This is a genomic window from Streptomyces sp. NPDC001153 (assembly GCF_053598315.1).
On sequence record NZ_JBSFJZ010000017.1, the window covers coordinates 63333 to 81375 of the forward strand.

Annotated in this window: 13 protein-coding genes; 6 read left to right on the forward strand and 7 right to left on the reverse strand. The window is 73.3% G+C overall.

What is annotated here, in order from left to right:
* Positions 1-2 precede the first annotated feature (2 nt).
* From kdpF to ACWDEN_RS20705, 3 genes are all read right to left on the reverse strand, one after another.
* Entirely contained in the window at positions 3-92 is a 90-nt protein-coding gene (gene kdpF / locus ACWDEN_RS20695) for a K(+)-transporting ATPase subunit F (RefSeq protein ID WP_037770757.1), read from the reverse strand.
* Entirely contained in the window at positions 89-247 is a 159-nt protein-coding gene (locus tag ACWDEN_RS20700; protein WP_351602563.1) for a hypothetical protein, read from the reverse strand. Before ACWDEN_RS20700 ends, kdpF begins: the two co-directional genes overlap by 4 nt.
* Positions 248-350: 103 nt before the next feature.
* The gene (locus ACWDEN_RS20705) at positions 351-2189 is read right to left on the reverse strand and encodes an APC family permease (RefSeq protein WP_450859839.1); all 1839 of its coding nucleotides are present in this window, start codon (positions 2187-2189) and stop codon (positions 351-353) included.
* A 212-nt stretch (positions 2190-2401) separates the two neighbouring features.
* Between ACWDEN_RS20705 and ACWDEN_RS20710 the strand changes: the two genes are divergently transcribed.
* The gene (locus ACWDEN_RS20710) at positions 2402-2923 is read left to right on the forward strand and encodes a hypothetical protein (RefSeq protein WP_450859840.1); all 522 of its coding nucleotides are present in this window, start codon (positions 2402-2404) and stop codon (positions 2921-2923) included.
* A gap of 1 nt (position 2924) precedes the next feature.
* On the opposite strand, the gene ACWDEN_RS20715 is transcribed toward ACWDEN_RS20710, so the two are convergent.
* Positions 2925-5420, reverse strand: coding sequence for an ATP-binding protein (locus tag ACWDEN_RS20715; protein WP_450859841.1), 2496 nt, complete (start codon positions 5418-5420; stop codon positions 2925-2927).
* 232 nt (positions 5421-5652) lie between these two features.
* On the opposite strand from ACWDEN_RS20715, the gene ACWDEN_RS20720 reads away from it, so the two are divergent.
* The 4 genes from ACWDEN_RS20720 to ACWDEN_RS20735 all read left to right on the forward strand — a co-directional run bounded on the left by ACWDEN_RS20720 (position 5653) and on the right by ACWDEN_RS20735 (position 12368).
* Positions 5653-7230, forward strand: coding sequence for a Na+/H+ antiporter (locus ACWDEN_RS20720; RefSeq protein ID WP_351602615.1), 1578 nt, complete (start codon positions 5653-5655; stop codon positions 7228-7230).
* Between the two features lie 419 nt (positions 7231-7649).
* On the forward strand, positions 7650-9608 hold the full coding sequence (locus ACWDEN_RS20725; protein WP_450859842.1) for an amino acid transporter: 1959 nt from the start codon (positions 7650-7652) through the stop codon (positions 9606-9608).
* Positions 9609-9719: 111 nt separating this feature from the next.
* Positions 9720-10238: a hypothetical protein gene (locus ACWDEN_RS20730; RefSeq protein ID WP_351602553.1), complete on the forward strand. Its 519-nt coding sequence runs from the start codon at positions 9720-9722 to the stop codon at positions 10236-10238.
* A gap of 81 nt (positions 10239-10319) precedes the next feature.
* The gene (locus ACWDEN_RS20735) at positions 10320-12368 is read left to right on the forward strand and encodes an NAD(+) synthase (protein WP_450859885.1); all 2049 of its coding nucleotides are present in this window, start codon (positions 10320-10322) and stop codon (positions 12366-12368) included.
* Positions 12369-12378: 10 nt separating this feature from the next.
* Here ACWDEN_RS20735 and ACWDEN_RS20740 read toward each other — a convergent pair whose 3' ends face one another.
* A complete protein-coding gene (locus ACWDEN_RS20740; RefSeq protein ID WP_450859843.1) occupies positions 12379-13098 on the reverse strand; it encodes a TIGR03943 family putative permease subunit in 720 nt (239 codons plus the stop codon).
* On the reverse strand, positions 13095-14114 hold the full coding sequence (locus ACWDEN_RS20745; RefSeq protein WP_351602547.1) for a permease: 1020 nt from the start codon (positions 14112-14114) through the stop codon (positions 13095-13097). Before ACWDEN_RS20745 ends, ACWDEN_RS20740 begins: the two co-directional genes overlap by 4 nt.
* 162 nt (positions 14115-14276) lie before the next feature.
* Here ACWDEN_RS20745 and ACWDEN_RS20750 point away from each other — a divergent pair, with 162 nt between their 5' ends.
* Positions 14277-16139: an NAD-binding protein gene (locus tag ACWDEN_RS20750; protein ID WP_450859844.1), complete on the forward strand. Its 1863-nt coding sequence runs from the start codon at positions 14277-14279 to the stop codon at positions 16137-16139.
* Between the two features lie 7 nt (positions 16140-16146).
* Here ACWDEN_RS20750 and ACWDEN_RS20755 read toward each other — a convergent pair whose 3' ends face one another.
* Positions 16147-17964 carry a prolyl oligopeptidase family serine peptidase gene (locus ACWDEN_RS20755; RefSeq protein ID WP_450859845.1) on the reverse strand — a complete coding sequence of 606 codons (1818 nt, stop codon included), beginning with the start codon at positions 17962-17964 and terminating at the stop codon, positions 16147-16149.
* Between the last annotated feature and the right edge of the window lie 79 nt (positions 17965-18043).

The window sequence follows — 18043 nt, forward strand, 5'->3', positions numbered from 1 at the left end:
TCTCAGAACCTCTCCGGGAAGATCAGGGCGAGGACGAGATAGCCCAGCAGGGCGACGGCCACGACCAGTCCGACGACGTTTTCGACGGTCACAGCTTCGTCACCCCCTTGGCGACGAGAGCCACCAGCGCGAAACCCGCGAGCACGGTGACGACGAAGGCCAGATCGGCCATCGCGAACTCCTGGAGTGAGGTTCGGTTGAAACGGACGTGTACGAGGAAAGCGCCTGTCTGGCCGGATCCGGTCACCCGTTGACGACCCTCTTACGGCCACGCTCACGGCTTTGACGGGTCCCTTACGACCGCTGATCCGTACCGGTCGGTAAGCAGGTGTGACAGCCGGTGACCCGTCTCACAGGCGGAAGCGCAGCCGGCAGATCACCGCGTCCGTCTCCCGCCGCACGGCGTGCGCGACGACCGCGCCCCGCTGGTTCTGCAGCATCCGCTGCCACAGCCGCTCCGGCTCCGCCTCCGGGATCAGCACGGTGACCCGGGTGCCGGGCTCGGCGGCGGCCACCTCACGGACGTACTCGGCGATGGGGCGGCCCAGGCTGCGCCGCGCGCAGGACAGCCGCACGAGGGGCACACCGGGGTCCCATTCCGCCCAGGACCGCTCCAGCGCGTGCAACTGGGTCCGGTCCTCGGGGTCCGGGTAGCACACGGTCACCGCACGGACCTCGTCACCGAGCGAGGCTGCCGCCGACAGGGCCTCCGAGGTCAGCCGGGACAGGGACGACACGGGAACGACCACCAGCGAGCGCTCGCGGTACGGGGCCTGCGGGATACGGCCGAGTCCGAGCCGCTCACCGATCCGGCCGTAGGCGCGGTGCACGGTGGTGAAGCCCAGCACCAGCAACGGCAGAGCGACGACGATCAGCCACGCCCCCTCGGTGAACTTGCTCGCCGTGACGACGACGGCCGCGACCCCGGTCAGCACCGCACCGAAGCCGTTGAGCAGCGCCTTCCCGCGCCGGCCGGAGCCCCGCTCCAGGCGCCAGTGCCGCACCATCCCCACCTGGGCGATCGTGAAGCCGACGAACACACCGATGGCGAACATCGGCACCAGGGTGTTGGTGTCGCCGCCGGAGAAGACCAGCAGCGCGGCGGAGACGACGGCGAGCGCGAGGACGCCGTGCCGGTGCACCTGGCGGTCGGCCTTCAGGGCGAAGACGTGCGGCGCGTAGTTGTCACGGGCGAGCAGCTTCAGCAGCACCGGCAGCCCGCCGAAGGAGGTGTTCGCCGAGAGCGCCAGCAGAATCATCGTCGCGAACTGGATGACGTAGAAAGCCCAGTTGTGGCCGAGCGAGGCGTCCGCGAGCTGGGCGAGGACCGTCACGCCCTCGACCGGCTGGAGGTGGAAGCGCCCGATCAGCACCGACAGGCCGATCAGCATCAGCCCGAGCACGGCGCCGAGGGCGACCTCCGCGCGCTGGGAACGGCGGACCCGCGGGACGCGGAAGGAGGGGACGGCGTTGGCGATGGCCTCGACGCCGGTCAGCGCGGAACACCCCGAAGCGAAAGCTTTCAGCAGGAGCAGGACACCGACGCTCGTGGCGTTGTCCGCGACGACCGAGGCATGCCCGGCCGCGGTGACCGTACTCACCGGAGCCGACCGCAACAGGCCCGCGACGATGAGTACGAAGATCGCGCCCACGAAGACGACCGTGGGCACGATGAACGCCTTCGCCGACTCCACGATCCCCCGCAGGTTGACCCCGGTGATCAGCGCGAGCACGGCCAGGCACAGCCACAGCCGGTCGCCGTAGAGGGCGGGGAAGGCGGAGGTCAGGGCGGCCACACCCGCCGTGACCGCGACGGCGACGTTGAGTACGTAGTCCAGCACCAGCGAGGCGGCGGCCACCAGGCTGGTCCGCGCCCCCAGATGCGTCTTCGCCACGGCGTAGGAGCCGCCGCCGTCCGGGAAGGCCGCGATCACCTGCCGGTAGGAGGCCACCAGCACCGCCAGCAGGGCCGCGATGGCGAGCGTGACCGGCAGCGTGAAGCCGAGCCCGTGCGCGCCCGCGGCGGCGAGCACGAGGACGATCGCCTCCGGCCCGTAGGCCACCGACGCCATCGCGTCCAGGGAGAGTGCCGCGAGCCCCGTGACGGCGGTCAGCCGGTGGCGCTCGCCGGTATCAGGCGGCTCCTCGCCGGCGGGGACGGCATCCGGCTCGGTGGTCAGGACGGACATGGGCGCGTGCTCCTATCGTGCTGCGACCGCGCACGAGGACTGAAGTGTGCGCGGGTGCACCCAGGTTCCGGCCGTTTCCCACCGCGTCCGACCGGTCCTTGCGGCATCTTCGCGCTCAACCGGCCCGCCTTGACGCGATCTTGACGGGTCGCGTCGTCAGAGCCGCATCAAGGTCCGCCGTTGTGCTTCCCCGGGTCACTACCGTCGGCGCCATGGGACGCCCTGACGCACCGGGTGAGGCGGCGACCGACCTGGACTGGACGCGGGAGCGGTGGAGCGCCGTCCGCTGCGCCGGCGCACTGCTCACCCTGCTGTTCCTGATCGACTGGGGCTCCGGCCGGACCGCCCTGTGGCGCGCCGCGCTCTGGTTCGCCCTCTCCGGGCTGCTCTTCGTCGTGCTGTGTCCCGCCCGGGTGTCCGCCGGCGGCGGCTGGCTCGCCTCACGCCGGCTGCTGCGCGAGCACCGGGTGCGGACGGAGCTGCTGGTGTCGGTCCGCTGCCTGGACGGGGTCTCCCCACGGCTGCTGCTGCGCGACGCCCTCGGCGGCCGCGTCGAGATCGACCCCCAAGTCCTGGTGCGCAACCCCCGGTTGTGGCTCCGCCTGGACGAGGGCGCGCGGAAGTCGGCGGCCGACGGCCTGCTGCTGTGCGGCACGACCGCCCTGGGGAGCCTCACCCGGCGTGTGGACCGCGAGACCGCCCGTGCCGTGTTCCGGGCCTCCGGCCTGGAGTGAGTCACGCTCCTCCCACGTTCTGCTCGGCCGGTTCGGCGCCGGCCGGCTGTGCCGCGAACGGCAGCGACACGACCATGGTCAGGCCGCCGCCGGGGGTGTCCTCGGGGCTCAGGGTGCCGTTCATCGCCTCGGTCAGGCCGCGCGCGAGGGCGAGGCCGAGGCCGAGGCCCGTGGTGTTGTCGGTGTCGCCGAGCCGCTGGAAGGGCTCGAAGAGGCGGTCGCGGCCGTCGGCCGGGAGACCGGGCCCCCGGTCCACCACCCGCAGCTCCACCCGCCCGGCCAGGGCACTCGCGGTGACCAGCACCTTCTTCCCGGGCGGGGTGTGCCGGGCGGCGTTGCCCACGAGGTTGGCGATCACCCGTTCCAGCAGCGGGGGGTCGGCCAGCACCGCCGGGATGTCCTCCACGTCCGCCACCTCGACCTCCGGCACGTCCGCCAGCGCCATGGGCAGCACCTCCTCCAGGGAGGTCGCGCGCAGGTTCAGGGTGAGCGCGCCGGCCTCCAGGCGGCTGAGGTCGAGCAGGTTCTCCACCAGGCGGTTGAGCTTGGCCATGGACTCGTCGGCGGTGGCGAGGAGTTCGTCGCGGTCCTCCTCGGAGAAGGCGACGTCCCGGCTGCGCAGGGACGTGACGGCGGCCCACCCGGCGGCCAGCGGGGTGCGCAGGTCGTGGCCGACGGCCCGCAGCAGCGCCGTACGCAGCCGGTCGGCGGCCTTCACCGGCTCCACCTCGGCCGCCGCCTCGGCCAGCCGGGCCCGCTCCACCGCGGAGCCGACGTGCGCGGCGAACGCGGCCAGCACCCGCCGCTCGGAGGAGGAGAGGGTACGTCCGCGCAGCGCGAGGAAGGCACCGGCGCCCGCCGGAACGGCCGTCACCGCGGGCGTGTCGGGCGGCTCGTCCACCAGGTCCGCCGACTCCATGCCGAAGGTCTCCCGGGTCCGCTCCAGCAGCGCCGGGATGGTCGCCTCGCCGCGCACGATGCTGCCGGCCAGCGACGACATGGTCTCCGCCTCGGCCGTCGCGCGGGCCGAGCGGCGCGACAGGCGCAGGGACCGGTCGACGACGGCGGCGACGGTGGCCGCGACGACCGCGAACACCGCGAGGGCGAGCAGCGCGTTGGGGTCGTCCAGGGTGAAGGCGCCGATGGGCGGGATGAACCAGTAGTTGAGCAGCAGGGACGCCGTCACCGACGCGATCACCGCGGAGGCGACCCCGCCTATGCAGGCCACGCCCACCACGGCGAGCAGGAACAGCAGGGCCTCACTGGTCAGGTTCAGCGTGCCGCGCAGCTGGGCGAGGACGGCGGTGAGCAGGACCGGCAGCACCAGTCCGGCCACCGGGCCCGCGATCAGCCGGGCCGTCGACAGCGTGCGGCGCCGGGACGGCAGCAGGGTGCCGCGCCCTGCCCGCTCGTGGGTGACCCGGTGCACGTCGATGTCGCCGGACAGCTCGGTCACCGTCTCCCCGGTGCCGGGCCCGGTCAGGAACCGGGCCAGCCGCCCCCGCCTGCTGGTTCCCAGCACCAGCTGGGTGGCGTTCTCGGCGCGGGCGAACTCCACCAGGGCGGTCGCCACGTCGTCGCCGACGACCGAGTGGTAGCTGCCGCCGAGGTCCTCCACCAGCCGGCGCTGCCGGGCCAGTGAGGCGTGCGAGACCCCGGCCGCGAGACCGTCGCTGCGGGCCACGTGCACCGCGAGCAGATCGCCGCCGGCGGACCGGTCGGCGATGCGGGCGGCCCGCCGTACCAGCGTGTCGCCCTCCGGCCCGCCGGTCAGGGCCACGACGACCCGCTCCCGGGTCTCCCACACTCCGCCGATGCCGTGCGCCGAGCGGTACTCCTGCAGCGCCTCGTCCACCCGGTCGGCCGTCCACAGCAGCGCCAGCTGCCGCAGGGCCGTCAGATTGCCGGGCCGGAAGTAGTTGGCCAGCGCGGCGTCGATCTTCTCCGGGGCGTAGATGTTCCCGTGCGCCATGCGCCGGCGCAGCCCCTCGGGCGGCATGTCCACCAGCTCGACCTGCCCGGCCCGCCGTACGACCTCGTCCGGCACCGTCTCGTGCTGCGGCACCCCGGTGATCTTCTCGACCACGTCGTTGAGGGACTCCAGGTGCTGGACGTTGAGCGCCGTGATCACGTCGATACCCGCGTCCAGCAGCACCTCGATGTCCTGCCAGCGCTTGGCGTTGCGGCCGTCGCCGGGGACGTTGCTGTGGGCGAACTCGTCCACGATCGCCACCTGCGGACGGCGCGCCAGCACCGCGGCCACGTCCATCTCCTCGAAGCCCCCGCCGCGGTAGGTGCAGGCGAGGCGCGGGACGGTCTCCAGTCCGTCGAGCATCGCCTCGGTGCGCGGGCGCCCGTGGCACTCCGCGAACCCCACCACCACGTCCGCGCCACGGGCGGCACGGCGGCGCCCCTCGTCGAGCATCCGGTAGGTCTTGCCGACCCCCGGGGCCGCCCCGAGGTAGACCTTCAGTCGTCCGGGCCGTACGTCACTCATCGCCGCCGACGCGCTCCGCTCACCATCCAACTCCCCTTCACGGGAGGGTTCCTGCTCCCAAGGAAGCCGCTTCGAAGGGCGGCCGGTGCGCGTGTTAGCGGTTCCTTGGCGCCGGTCCGGTGGACCTTGACACTGTCTTGACGTGACCTGGCCCGATACGGTGAGGGCAGGTGTGCCGGGAAGTCTGGTCGGCCGGGAGCCGGAGCGGCTTCCGCAACTCCAGGGGGACGGCATGCGCAGCGTCGGTACGGTTCTCGCCCTCGTGGTCCTCGCCACGGTGGTCGCCACCTTCGCGCGCCGCTGGCGCATCCCCGCCCCCTCCCTCCTCGTGGTCGCCGGCCTCGCCGTGGCGCTGCTGCCGGGCACCCCGCAGATCCAGATCAGCCCGCAGATCATCGGCCTCGTCGTGCTGCCCCCGCTGCTGTACGCGAGCGCCGAGGACATGCCCTGGCGGGAGCTGCGGGCGGTGTGGAAGCCGGTCGGGATCCTCGCCATCGGCCTGGTGCTCGCCTCCGCGGCGGCCGTCGCCGCGGTGGCGGTGCTGGTCACCCCCCTGTCCTGGCAGATGGCGTTCGTGCTGGGCGCGGTGCTGGCCAGCACCGACCCGGTGGCGGTGACCGCGCTCGGCCGCCGGCTCGCCCTGCCGCCCCGGGTCCAGGTCCTCGTCCAGGCGGAGAGCCTGTTCAACGACGCGACCTCCCTGGTGCTGGTCCGGGTGGCGGCGGGCATCGCCGTCGCCGCGGCCGCCGCCGACTGGGGCGCGGCGAGCGGCGAGTTCTTCCTGCTCGCGGGCGGCGGCACGGTGATCGGGGCGGCCGTGGCCGCCGTGGTCACCCTGATCCGGCGCCGCACCGAGGACCCGGTGCTGGAGACGGTGATCGCCCTGGTCACCCCGTACGCCGCCTACCTGCTGGCCGAGGTGGCGCACACCTCCGGGGTGACCTCGTGCGTGGTGGCCGGGGTGGTGCTGGGCGGCCGGGGCGACCGGCTCACCAACGCACGCATACGGCTCCAGCTGCACGCGGTGTACGGCACGGTGGTGTTCCTCCTGGAGAGCGTCGTCTTCAGCCTGATAGGGCTGGCCCTGCCCTCCCAGGTACGGGCCCTGGCGGACGGCGACCGGGCCTGGCCGCTGTACGCCCTGGCCGTCGCCGCCACCCTCGTCGCCGTACGCCTGCTGTGGCTGGCGCCCCTGTCGGCCGTGGTGCAGCGCAAGGGCGGGGCCGGCCGGCTGAACTGGCGGGTGCCGGTGGTGCTGACCTGGGCGGGCACCCGCGGGGTGATGCCGCTGGCCGCCGCGCTGTCCATACCCGAGGTCATGAGGAACGGCGGTCCGCTCACCGACCGGCCGCTGGTCCTGGTCCTGACCACCTCGGTCGTCGTGGTCACCCTCGTCGTCCAGGGTTTCACCCTCGCCCCGGTCGTCCGCGCCTCCGGCATCGCCCTGGAGCCCGCCCACACCGCGCGCGAGGAGGCCGAGGCCCGCTCCCACCTCGCCCACGCCGGCCTCGCCCGCCTGGAGGAGCTCGCCGAGCTGGAGGTCGTACCGGACGTCGTCCTGGACCGGCTGCGCCGCGGCCTGAACGCCCGCCTCGACGACGCCCGCGACGGCCTCGCCCGGACCAACGGCACCGGGGGCGTGGCCACCGAGTCCGCCGACCGGGTCTACCGGCAGCTGCGGCGCGACCTGATCGCCGTGGAGACCGGCGAACTGCAGCGGCTGTACGACGCGCATGCGATCAGTGACACCACGCGGCGGCGGCTGCAGCGGGCGCTGGACCTCGAGGAGGCCCGGCTGTCCGATGTGTGAGCGGCTCACCTGAACTCCGCCGGCCTTGGGCGCAGGCGGCCGGTTGCGTGTCGTACGTCGACGGGGTCGCGCCGGGGGCCTGAAGCTGCCGGGACCGCGCCTGCCGCTGCTCCGTGCGGTCCGGCGCCCGGGCAAGCCCCGCGCCCTCGGGGAACCCGCGGTGCCCTCGGCAGCCCGGTGGGCAGCCGCCGCCTCGGTGCCTGACGGGCGCCGGATCCCCCGTACGGCGCAATCGCTCCCCGCGCGAAGGCGGAGCCTCGAACCCCGATGTCCGGCCAGCGCTCGCCGCCGGTCCCCGCACAGGCTCGACAGCCCGGCGGCATGACCCATGGGCCCGCGCGGCACCGTCTGCTTACGCTGGTGCCGCCGTCGCGTGATGGCCGGAACCTCACGCTGAGCCGCACGTCGGGAGCACGCCGATGGCCACCTCCGAACACGCTCCTCATACCGGTCGGCTGCGCGCCTGGATGCTGCAGGGCCTGTCCGACATGGGCAGGGCCGGGGGCCACACCGGCCCGCACGCCGAGCCGGAGCCCCCGCACCGGGGCCAGCACTGGTACCGGGTGATGTGCCTGACCGGTGTCGACTACTTCTCCACCCTCGGCTACCAGCCCGGCATCGCGGCCCTGGCGGCCGGCCTGCTCTCCCCCGTCGCCACCCTGGTCCTCGTCGCCGTCACCCTCGCCGGCGCCCTTCCCGTCTACCGCAGGGTGTCCGAGGAGAGCCCGCACGGCGAGGGCTCCATCGCCATGCTGGAGCGGCTGCTGTCCTTCTGGAAGGGCAAGCTGTTCGTCCTGACGCTGCTGGGCTTCGCCGCCACCGACTTCCTGATCACCATCACCCTGTCGGCCGCCGACGCCTCCACCCACCTCATCGAGAACCCGCACCTGACGAGCACCCTGCACGGCCTGCAGATGCTGATCACGCTGCTGCTGGTGGCCCTGCTGGGCGCGGTGTTCCTCAAGGGCTTCCTGGAGGCGATCGGCGTCGCGTTCGCCCTGGTGGTGGTCTACCTCGCCCTGAACGCGGTGGTCGTGGCGGCCGGCCTGTGGCACGTGCTCACCGCCGGGCACGTGGTCACCGACTGGACCAGCGCCCTGACCGCCGCGCACGGCAACGTCTTCGCCATGATCGGCGTGTCCCTGCTGGTCTTCCCCAAGCTCGCCCTCGGCCTGTCCGGCTTCGAGACCGGCGTCGCGGTCATGCCCCACGTCCAGGGCGATCCGGGGGACACCGAGGAGAAGCCGAGCGGCCGGATCCGGGACACCAAGAAGCTGCTCACCACGGCCGCGCTGATCATGAGCGTCTTCCTGATCACCACCAGTTTCATCACCACGGTGCTCATCCCGGCCGCCGAGTTCAAGCCCGGCGGCAAGGCCAACGGCCGCGCGCTCGCCTACCTCGCCCACGAGTACCTCGGTGGCGCCTTCGGCACGGTCTACGACCTGTCGACCATCGCCATCCTCTGGTTCGCCGGCGCCTCCGCCATGGCCGGCCTGCTCAACCTGATGCCGCGCTATCTGCCCCGCTACGGCATGGCCCCGCAATGGGCCCGCGCGGTGCGCCCGATGGTCATCGTCTTCACCCTGGTCGCCTTCCTGGTCACCTGGCTCTTCGACGCCAACGTCGACAAGCAGGGCGGCGCCTACGCCACCGGCGTGCTGGTCCTGATGTCGTCCGCGGCGATCGCCGTGACCATCGCCTCCCACCGGGCGGCCCAGCGCGGCTGGACCGTCGCCTTCGCCACCGTGTCCGCGGTCCTGCTCTACGTCACCGTGGCCAACGTCATCGAGCGCCCGGACGGCGTGAAGATCGGTGCCTGCTTCATCGTCGGCATCATGCTCGTCTCCTTCCTCTCCCGGCTGGCCCGCGCCTTCGAGCTGCGCGTCACCCATATCGAGCTGGACGACATGGCGGAACGGTTCATCCGCGACATGTCGCACCGCCGCATCCGTTTCATCGCGAACAAGCCCGGCCGGCGGGACAAGACCGAGTACCGCGACAAGGTCGAGCAGATCAGGGCCGACAACGACATCCCGGCCTCGGAGGACTTCGTCTTCGTCGAGGTCACGGTCACCGACCCCTCCGAGTTCGAGGCGGGCCTGAACGTGCGCGGCGAGGTCCTGCACAACCGCTACCGCGTGCTGACCCTGGAGTCCTCCTCGATCCCCAACGCCCTCGCCGCGCTCCTCCTGCACGCCCGCGACGCCACCGGCTGCACCCCGCACATCTACTTCGAGTGGACCGAGGGCAACCCCTTCGCCAACTTCCTGCGCTTCTTCCTCTTCGGCCAGGGCGAGGTCGCCCCGGTCACCCGCGAGGTCCTGCGCGAGGCGGAACCGAACCGGCCCCTGCGCCCCCGCGTGCACACCGGCTGAGGAACGACTGCGCCGACCGGCGTCAGGATTCCGTCAAGATGCACCCGTACGGCGCTAGGACCCCGTATGCAGCGGCCGCCGCAGCCCGCACGGCCGCCTAGCGTCGGCCTCATGCGACGGAGCGGACCGCCAGGCTCGGCCGGCGACCGCCACTGGCGCGGCAGCGCCCGGCTGGCGCTCACCTGCGCCCTGACCTTCTGCGCCCTGTGCCTCCTGGTCGACTGGGACGCGGGCAGCCTGACCCCCCTGCGCGCCCTGCTCTGGGTCACCCTGTCGGCCGCGGTGTGCGCCGTCCTGCTCCCCCAGCGGGTCAGCGCGGGCCCCGGCTGGCTCGCGGTCCGCACGCCCTGGCGCCGGCACGTGGTCCGTACGGACGCGCTGGTCTCCGTACGGCAGTACGACGGCGTCTCCTCCCACCTGGTCCTGCGGGACGTCCACGGCCACCGCCTGGAACTCGACCCCCGCATCCTCGCGGCCAACCCCCTGCTCTGGCACGAACTCGACACCGGCGTCCACCGCTCCCTGGAACGCGGGACGCTGCGCCGGGGTGCGGAAGTCCTGTACCGCCTGGGCCGGCGCATCGACGACGAGACGGTGCAGGCGGTGCTCCGGGCCTCGGGGCTCTCCTGACTGACCGGCCGGGGCCCCCGCCCGGCGGGGATTTAGGCTTCCTTCTGTACAAGATTCGCTTCGGCTGTGAGGGACGCCGCGTTGAACTTCTGGTCGATCTATCAGCATGGCTTCGCCCGAGTCGCCGCGTGTACGGGCCACACCGTCATCGCCGACCCGCCCGCCAACGCCGAGGCGGTCCTGCGCCACGCGCGCCGGTGCGCCGAGGAGGGCGTCGCCGTCGCCGTGTTCCCCGAGCTGTGCCTGTCCGGGTACGCGATCGACGACCTGCTGCTGCAGGACGCGCTGCTCGACGACGTCGAGACGGCGCTCGCCACGATCGTCGCCGAGTCGGCGGACCTGCTGCCGGTACTGGTCGTCGGCGCCCCGCTGCGCCACCGCGACCGGATCTTCAACTGCGCGGTGCTCGTGCACCGCGGCCGGGTCCTCGGCGTCGTACCGAAGTCGTACCCGCCGAACTACCGGGAGTTCTACGAGCGCAGGCAGATCGCCGCGGGCGACGACGAGCGTGGCGGAACGATCCGGCTCGGCGGCGCGGACGTGCCGTTCGGCGTGGACCTGCTCTTCGCGGCGGCGGACGTGCCCGGGCTCGTGCTGCACGCGGAGATCTGCGAGGACATGTGGGTGCCGGTGCCGCCGAGCGCGGAGGCGGCGCTGGCCGGGGCGACCGTCCTCGTCAACCTCTCGGGCAGCCCGATCACGGTCGGCCGGGCCGAGGACCGCAAGCTGCTGTGCCGCTCGGCGTCCTCCCGCTGCGTCGCCGCGTACGTCTACGCGGCGGCCGGCCTCGGCGAGTCGACCACCGACCTGTCCTGGGACGGCCAGACCCTGATCTACGAGAACGGCGCGCTGCTGGCCGAGACCGAACGCTTCCCGCTGGGCGAGCAGTACGCGGTGGCCGACGTGGACCTGGACCTGCTGCGGCAGGAGCGGCAGCGGATGGGCACGTTCGGCGAGAACCGGCGCACCCACGCCGCGCGCACCGGCGACTTCCGGACGGTGTCCTTCGAACTCGCCCCGCCGGCCGCCGCCGACCTGGGCCTGCGCCGCCGCGTGGAGCGCTTCCCGTTCGTCCCGGCCGACGCCGAGCGCCTCGCCCTCGACTGCTACGAGGCGTACAACATCCAGGTCGCGGGGTTGCAGCAGCGGCTCGCGTCGATCGGCGGCCCGAAGGTCGTCATCGGTGTCTCCGGCGGCCTGGACTCCACGCACGCGCTGATCGTCGCCGCCCGCGCGATGGACCGCGCCGGGCGCCCGCGCAGCGACATCCTGGCCTTCACCCTGCCCGGCTTCGCCACCAGCGACCACACCAAGGACAACGCCCACCGGCTGATGCGCGCCCTCGGCGTCACCGCGGCCGAGCTGGACATCACGTCGACCGCACGGCTGATGCTGAAGGAGATCGGCCACCCCTTCGCCTCCGGCGAGCCGGTGTACGACGTCACCTTCGAGAACGTCCAGGCGGGCCTGCGCACCGACTACCTGTTCCGGCTGGCCAACCAGCGCGGCGGCATCGTGCTCGGCACCGGCGACCTCTCCGAGCTGGCGCTCGGCTGGTCGACGTACGGCGTCGGCGACCAGATGAGCCACTACAACGTCAACTCCGGCGTGCCCAAGACGCTGATCCAGCACCTCATCCGCTGGGTCGTCGGCAGCGAGCAGTTCGACGAGGAGACCGGCAAGATCCTCACCGCGATCCTCGACACGGAGATCAGCCCCGAGCTGGTGCCCGGCGAGGAGATGCAGTCCACGGAGTCGAAGATCGGCCCGTACGCGCTGCACGACTTCACCCTCTTCCACGTGCTGCGCTACGGCTTCCGCCCCTCGAAGATCGCCTTCCTCGCCTGGCACGCCTGGCACGACAAGGAGTCCGGCGCCTGGCCCCCCGGCTTCCCGGAGGCCGAGCGCGGCACCTACGACCTGGCGCAGATCCGGCACTGGCTGGAGGTCTTCATCCGCCGCTTCTTCGCCTTCTCCCAGTTCAAACGCTCGGCCATGCCGAACGGCCCGAAGGTCTCGGCGGGCGGCTCCCTCTCCCCGCGCGGCGACTGGCGTGCCCCGTCGGACGGCACGGCGCAGGCGTGGCTGCGGGACCTGGAGCGCTTCGACTCGAAGGAGACGAAGGCTTAGGCGCCCGGCGTCAGTTGTTCCAGGTCTCGTCGTACGGGTCGTGCGGCACCGGCACCGGTGTCGCCGAGGTGACCTTCAGATAGGGGATGGGGCCGTTGTTGACGGGGTCGCGGGCCAGGCGGGGACTGTAGGTGCCGGTGACCTCCAGCCAGGCGTCCGGCCGCAGGACCGGCGGCAGGGTGCCGGTCAGCGCGACCTTCACCGGCTGGGCGTCCGCCGCACAGCAGTTGAGGGCCATGCGGACCAGATACGGCGCGCCCGAGTGGTCCAGGGCGAGGAAGCCGGTGACGCGGACCTGGCGGCCGTGCAGGGAACGGCCGTGGTCGTAGGCCGCGCGGGAGGCGTAGTCGACCACGGAGAGCGGGGCGGGGTCGGCGGCGGGCAGCTTGCCGTAGGTGTACGGCTTCTGCAGGGCCGTGCCGGAGCGCAGGGCGCTGTAGGAGCCGAGGGCGGGCGGGGCGACGAGGATGAGGGCGAGCAGGGGGAGCAACAGCAGCCAGGAGACGCGGGGTTCGGGGTGGCTGTGGCCGTGCTCCCCGGTGGCGGCCCTGGCCCGCCGGCGCTCGTACCAGACCGTCGCCAGCGCAGCCAGGACGAGGACCGCGCCGGAGGCCAGCAGCAGCGGTTGCAGGGCCGCCTTGACGTAGCGGAGGTAGAGGTCGGTGCTGCCCGCGTGCAGCAGGGCGGCGCCGAGCAGGAACATGACGGCGGCCTGGGACTGGCGGTTCACAGGAGCACCGCCGAGGTCACCACGGCGCCCGCGACGGCCAGCACGAAGGTGGCGGGCGCGAAGCGGAGGGCGAAGGTACGGCCGAAGGTGCCGGCCTGCATCGCGAACAGTTTGAGGTCGATCATCGGGCCCACCACCAGGAACACCAGCTTGGCCGTCAGGGAGAACTGGGTGAGGGAGGCCGCGACGAACGCGTCCGCCTCCGAGCAGATGGACAGCAGTACGGCGAGCACGGCGAGGGCGAGCACGGAGAAGACGGGGTTTCCGGCCGCCGCGCGCAGCCAGTCCGCGGGGGTCGCCGCCTTCAGCGTGGCCGCGGCCATCGCCCCGAGCACCAGGAAGCCGCCCGCGTGCATGGTGTCGTGCCGTACCGAGCCCCAGAACGCCTCCCCCTTGGTCGCGCCCTCGTGCGCGCCGTGGGCCGGGGGGCGCAGCCAGTCGGTGCGGCCCAGGCGCTGCCACAGCCAGCCCATCGCGCACGCCACCAGCAGGCTCGCCAGGAACCGGGCGAGGACCATCGCCGGATCGCGGGGGAAAGCGACGGCGGTGGCGGTGAGGACGATCGGGTTGATCGCGGGGGCGGAGAGGAGGAAGGCGAGGGCCGCGGCCGGGGTGACGCCCCTGCGGACGAGGGCGCCCGCCACCGGGACCGACGCGCACTCGCAGCCCGGCAGGATCGCCCCCGCGACCCCGGCGACCGGCACGGCGAGGGCGGGGCGGCGCGGCAGGGCCCGCGCGAAGAAGGACGGCGGCACGAACACCGCGATCGCCGCCGACAGCAGCACACCGAGGACGAGGAAGGGCAGTGCCTGGACCGTCACCGCGACGAACACCGTCATCCAGCTCTGCATCAGCGGGGTGCCGAGGAGCCCGCGGATCGGGGACTGGGCGAGCACCGCGAGGAGCAGGGTCAGCGTCAGCACGAGCGGGGAGCTGAGCCTGCGGCTCTCCCCGCCGCCCGGATCGCCGGCGGGGCCGGTCTCCGCGCCGGGCGGGGCGTCTTCCGTGATGGCCACGTGCGATTACCTCCGGCTGGCTGTCCTGGTTCGCTCCCTCCCCTTCGGTACGCGAGTCGTCCCCAGGGTGTTCACACCGTTGCTGGAACCACTCCTCTCCTTGGGGCAGTCTTTTCCCTCGTGGGGAGCGTTCCGTATCAAGGTGGGCCCAGGGCCCCGCACATGGTGGTGTGCGGTGACGACGGGCTCGCGCACCGGCTGGCCGCCGAGTTGCGCGGAGTCTACGGCGAGCAGGTCACCCTCGTGGTACCGCCGAACGGGCGCACCGCCAGACCTCCGGTGGTCGGACGAGCCCGGTCCGCTTCGGCCGCGCTGTTCGACCGCGTGGTGAACGCCGCGGTCGGCCGCGGCGGCAACGGACCCGGCTCGGGGCCCGGCTCCGGAGCCGGATCCGGCTCCGGCTCCGGCTCGACCGCGACGGCCACGAGCACCGGCGGAGCCGGAAGCACCGCCGGCGGCGGCAACGGCGGTGAGGCCGAAGGGGTGCTGGAGGCCGCCGAGATCACCGAGTCCGTGCTCGCCCGGGCCGGAGTGGAACGGGCCGCCGCGCTCGCCCTCGTCTTCGACGACGACGAGACCAACATCCGGGCCGCGCTGACCGCCCGTCGGCTCAACCCGCGGCTGCGGCTCGTCCTCCGGCTCTACAACCGGCGGTTGGGCCAGCACATCGAGGAACTCCTCGACCAGGCGGCCGCGTTGGCCACCGGTGACGGCGAGGGCGGCACCGACGCGTCCACCACCGTGCTGTCCGACGCCGACACCGCCGCGCCCGCGCTGGCCGCCACCGCGGTCGCCGGCACCAGCAAGGTCGTCCAGACCGAGGGGCTGCTGCTGCGGGCCGTCGAACGGCCGTCGGCGGGCACCGGACTGTGCACGCTCGCCCTGCTCTCCCCGCCGGGCGCGGATCCCGAGGGCGGCGCGGACCAGGAACCCCGGCTGTTGCCGGACGACGACGAGGTGGGGCAGGCCGCCGGGCGGGCGGCCGTGGTGCTGGAGCAGGTGTCCTCGGCGGGCGGCCGGGAGTCGGCCGCGCCGGGACGCGGCGGCGTGCCGCCGCTCGCCTCGCTGTTCTCCCGGCGGCTGCGGTGGTCGCTGGCGGGCATGGTGGCGTGCGTGCTCGCGCTCGCCGTCGCGCTGTGGGTGGTCACGCCGGGGATCCACCCGCTGCGGGCCTTCTACTACACCCTCCTCGACCTGTTCGCGATCGACAACCCCGCCCTCGGGGCGCCGCTCGCCCGGCAGATCCTCCAACTCCTGTCCGGACTGGTCGGGTTGCTGCTGCTCCCGGTGCTGCTGGCAGCCGTGCTGGAGGCGCTGGGCACCTTCCGCACCGCCTCCGCCCTGCGGAAGCCGCCGCGCGGTCTCGGCGGGCATGTGGTGCTGCTCGGGCTCGGGAAGATCGGCACCCGGGTGCTGATCCGGCTGCGCGAGCTGAACATCCCCGTCGTGTGCGTCGAGTCCGACCCGGACGCGCGGGGCCTTGCGACCGCGCGGCGGCTGCGGGTGCCGGTGGTGCTCGGGGACGTCACCCAGGAAGGGGTGCTGGAGTCCGCGAAGATCCACCGGGCGTACGCCCTGCTCGCGGTGACCAGCGCGGACACCACCAACCTGGAGGCCGTGCTGTACGCGCGGAGCGTACGGCCCGATCTGCGGGTGGTGCTCCGGCTGTACGACGACGACTTCGCCACCGCCGTGTACCGCACCCTGCGGGCCGCCTACCCGCACGCCCTCACCCGGAGCCGGAGCGTCACGCATCTGGCCGCGCCCGCGTTCGCCGGGGCGATGCTGGGCCGGCAGGTGCTGGGCGCCATCGCGGTGGAGCGGCGGGTGCTGCTGTTCGCCGCGGTCGATGTCGCCGGGCACCCCCAGCTGGAGGGACGGACGGTACGGGACGCCTTCCGGGCCGGGTCCTGGCGGGTGCTGGCTCTCGAGGGGCGGACGGACACGGCACCGGACCATGTGCTGGACAAGGGGGACCGGGTCGTCGTCGCCGCCACCCGCAGAGGCCTCGCGGAACTGCGCTGACCCTCGGTCAGAAAGCCCCCAGGTGCCGGGCCGCGAAGTCCGTCTCCAGTCTCACCTGCTTGATCCGCTCGTCCACCACCAGGGAGCCGTGCCCGGCGTCGTAGCGGTACACCTCGTGGATCGCGCCTCTCGTCTCCAGCCGCTTGACGTAGTTGTCGATCTGGCGGATCGGGCAGCGGGGGTCGTTGACACCCGCCGAGATGTAGACCGGGGCCTTGACCGCGTCGACGTAGGTGAGCGGGGAGGAGGCCTCGAAACGCTCGGGGACCTCCTCGGGGGTGCCGCCCAGCAGGGTGCGGTCCATGGCCTTCAGCGCCTCCATCTCGTCGTGGTACGCGGTGACGTAGTCCGCGACGGGCACGACCGCGATGCCCACCGTCCACGCGTCGGGCTGGGTGCCGAGGCCGAGCAGGGTGAGGTAGCCGCCCCAGGAGGCGCCGGTGAGGACCAGCCGGGCGGGGTCGGCGAGGCCGGAGGAGACGGCCCAGTCGCGGACCGCGGCGACGTCCTCCAGCTCGATCAGGCCGACCCGGTGCCTCAGGGCGTCGGTCCAGGCGCGGCCGTAGCCGGTGGAGCCGCGGTAGTTGATGCGGATCACCGCATACCCCTGGTCGACCCAGGCGGCCGGGCCGGCGGCGAAGGAGTCGCTGTCGTGCCAGGTCGGGCCGCCGTGCAGGTCGAAGACCGTGGGCAGCGGGCCGGTGGCGCCCGCCGGCTTCTGGATCAGGGCGTGGATGCGGCCGCCGGGGCCCTCCACCCACACGTCCTCCACCGGCACCGACGGCGGGCAGGCCATGCCGGGCGGGTCCAGGACGATGCCGCCGGACGTCGAGCGGACCGCGGGCGGCTCGGCGGCCGAGGACCACAGGTACTCCACGCTGCCGTCGGGGCGGGCGGTGGCGCCGGAGACCGTGCCGGGCGGGGTCGGGATGCGGGTCAGCTCGCGGCTCGCCAGGTCGTAGCGGAACAGCTCGCTGCGGGCCTCGAAGCCGTGGGCGACGAGGAGGGCCGAGCCGTCCGGGTACCACTCGGCGCTGACGTCGCCAGGCAGGTCCAGGGCGAGGTCGGTCTCCTCGCCCGTCGCCACGTCCCACACCAGCGGCTCCCAGCGGCCCCGGCGCTGATGTCCGATGAGCAGCCGGGTTTCACCGTCGACCGGCGCGAAGCCCAGCACCTCCAGGCCCAGCTCCTCGGTGCCGCCCTTGGTGTCGTCCAGCTCGGCGACCGGCGTGCCGTCGGGGCGGAGCACGCGCAGCGCCGCGTGCATGGCGTCGCCGTGCTCGGTGTGCTCGACGGCGATCAGGGAGCCGTCGTGCGAGAGGCCGCCGACGCCCGCCGACTCGCGGTGCCGGTAGATCTCGACCGGGTCCTCGCCCTCGCGCGCGAGATGGATCGTCGTGCCCTCGTCGTCCGTGGAGCGGCCGACGACCGCCGTGCGCCCGTCCCGGGACAGGGCGAGCCCCGCCGGGTAGGACGGATCGAGGCCCGGGACGGCGGGCTCGTCCTGCCCTCCCTCGAAGGGCTGGCGGCGCCAGATGCCGAACTCGTCGCCGTCCTTGTCGTCGAACCACCAGATCCAGGCGCCGTCCGGAGAGAGCTCGCCGTCCGTCGTGCCGTTCGGCCGGTGCGTCGCCTGCCGCTGCCCGCCCGTCGCGCGGTCCCAGGCATACAGCTCGTACGTGCCCGTCGCGTTCGACACGAACAGGGAGCGGTCCGGTGCGTCCTCCGCCCAGTCGGGCAGCGACACCCGCGGCGCCCGGAAGCGCTTCTCCCAGTCCGGCATGCCGGCCGTGTCCCGCTCGCCCGGCCCGTTGCTCTCACTCATAGCCCCAGTCATGCGCCCATACTGCCTGGCCGCGCCGACAATTGGGTGGCGGGTGTGCGCAGCCTGTGGATAACTTTCC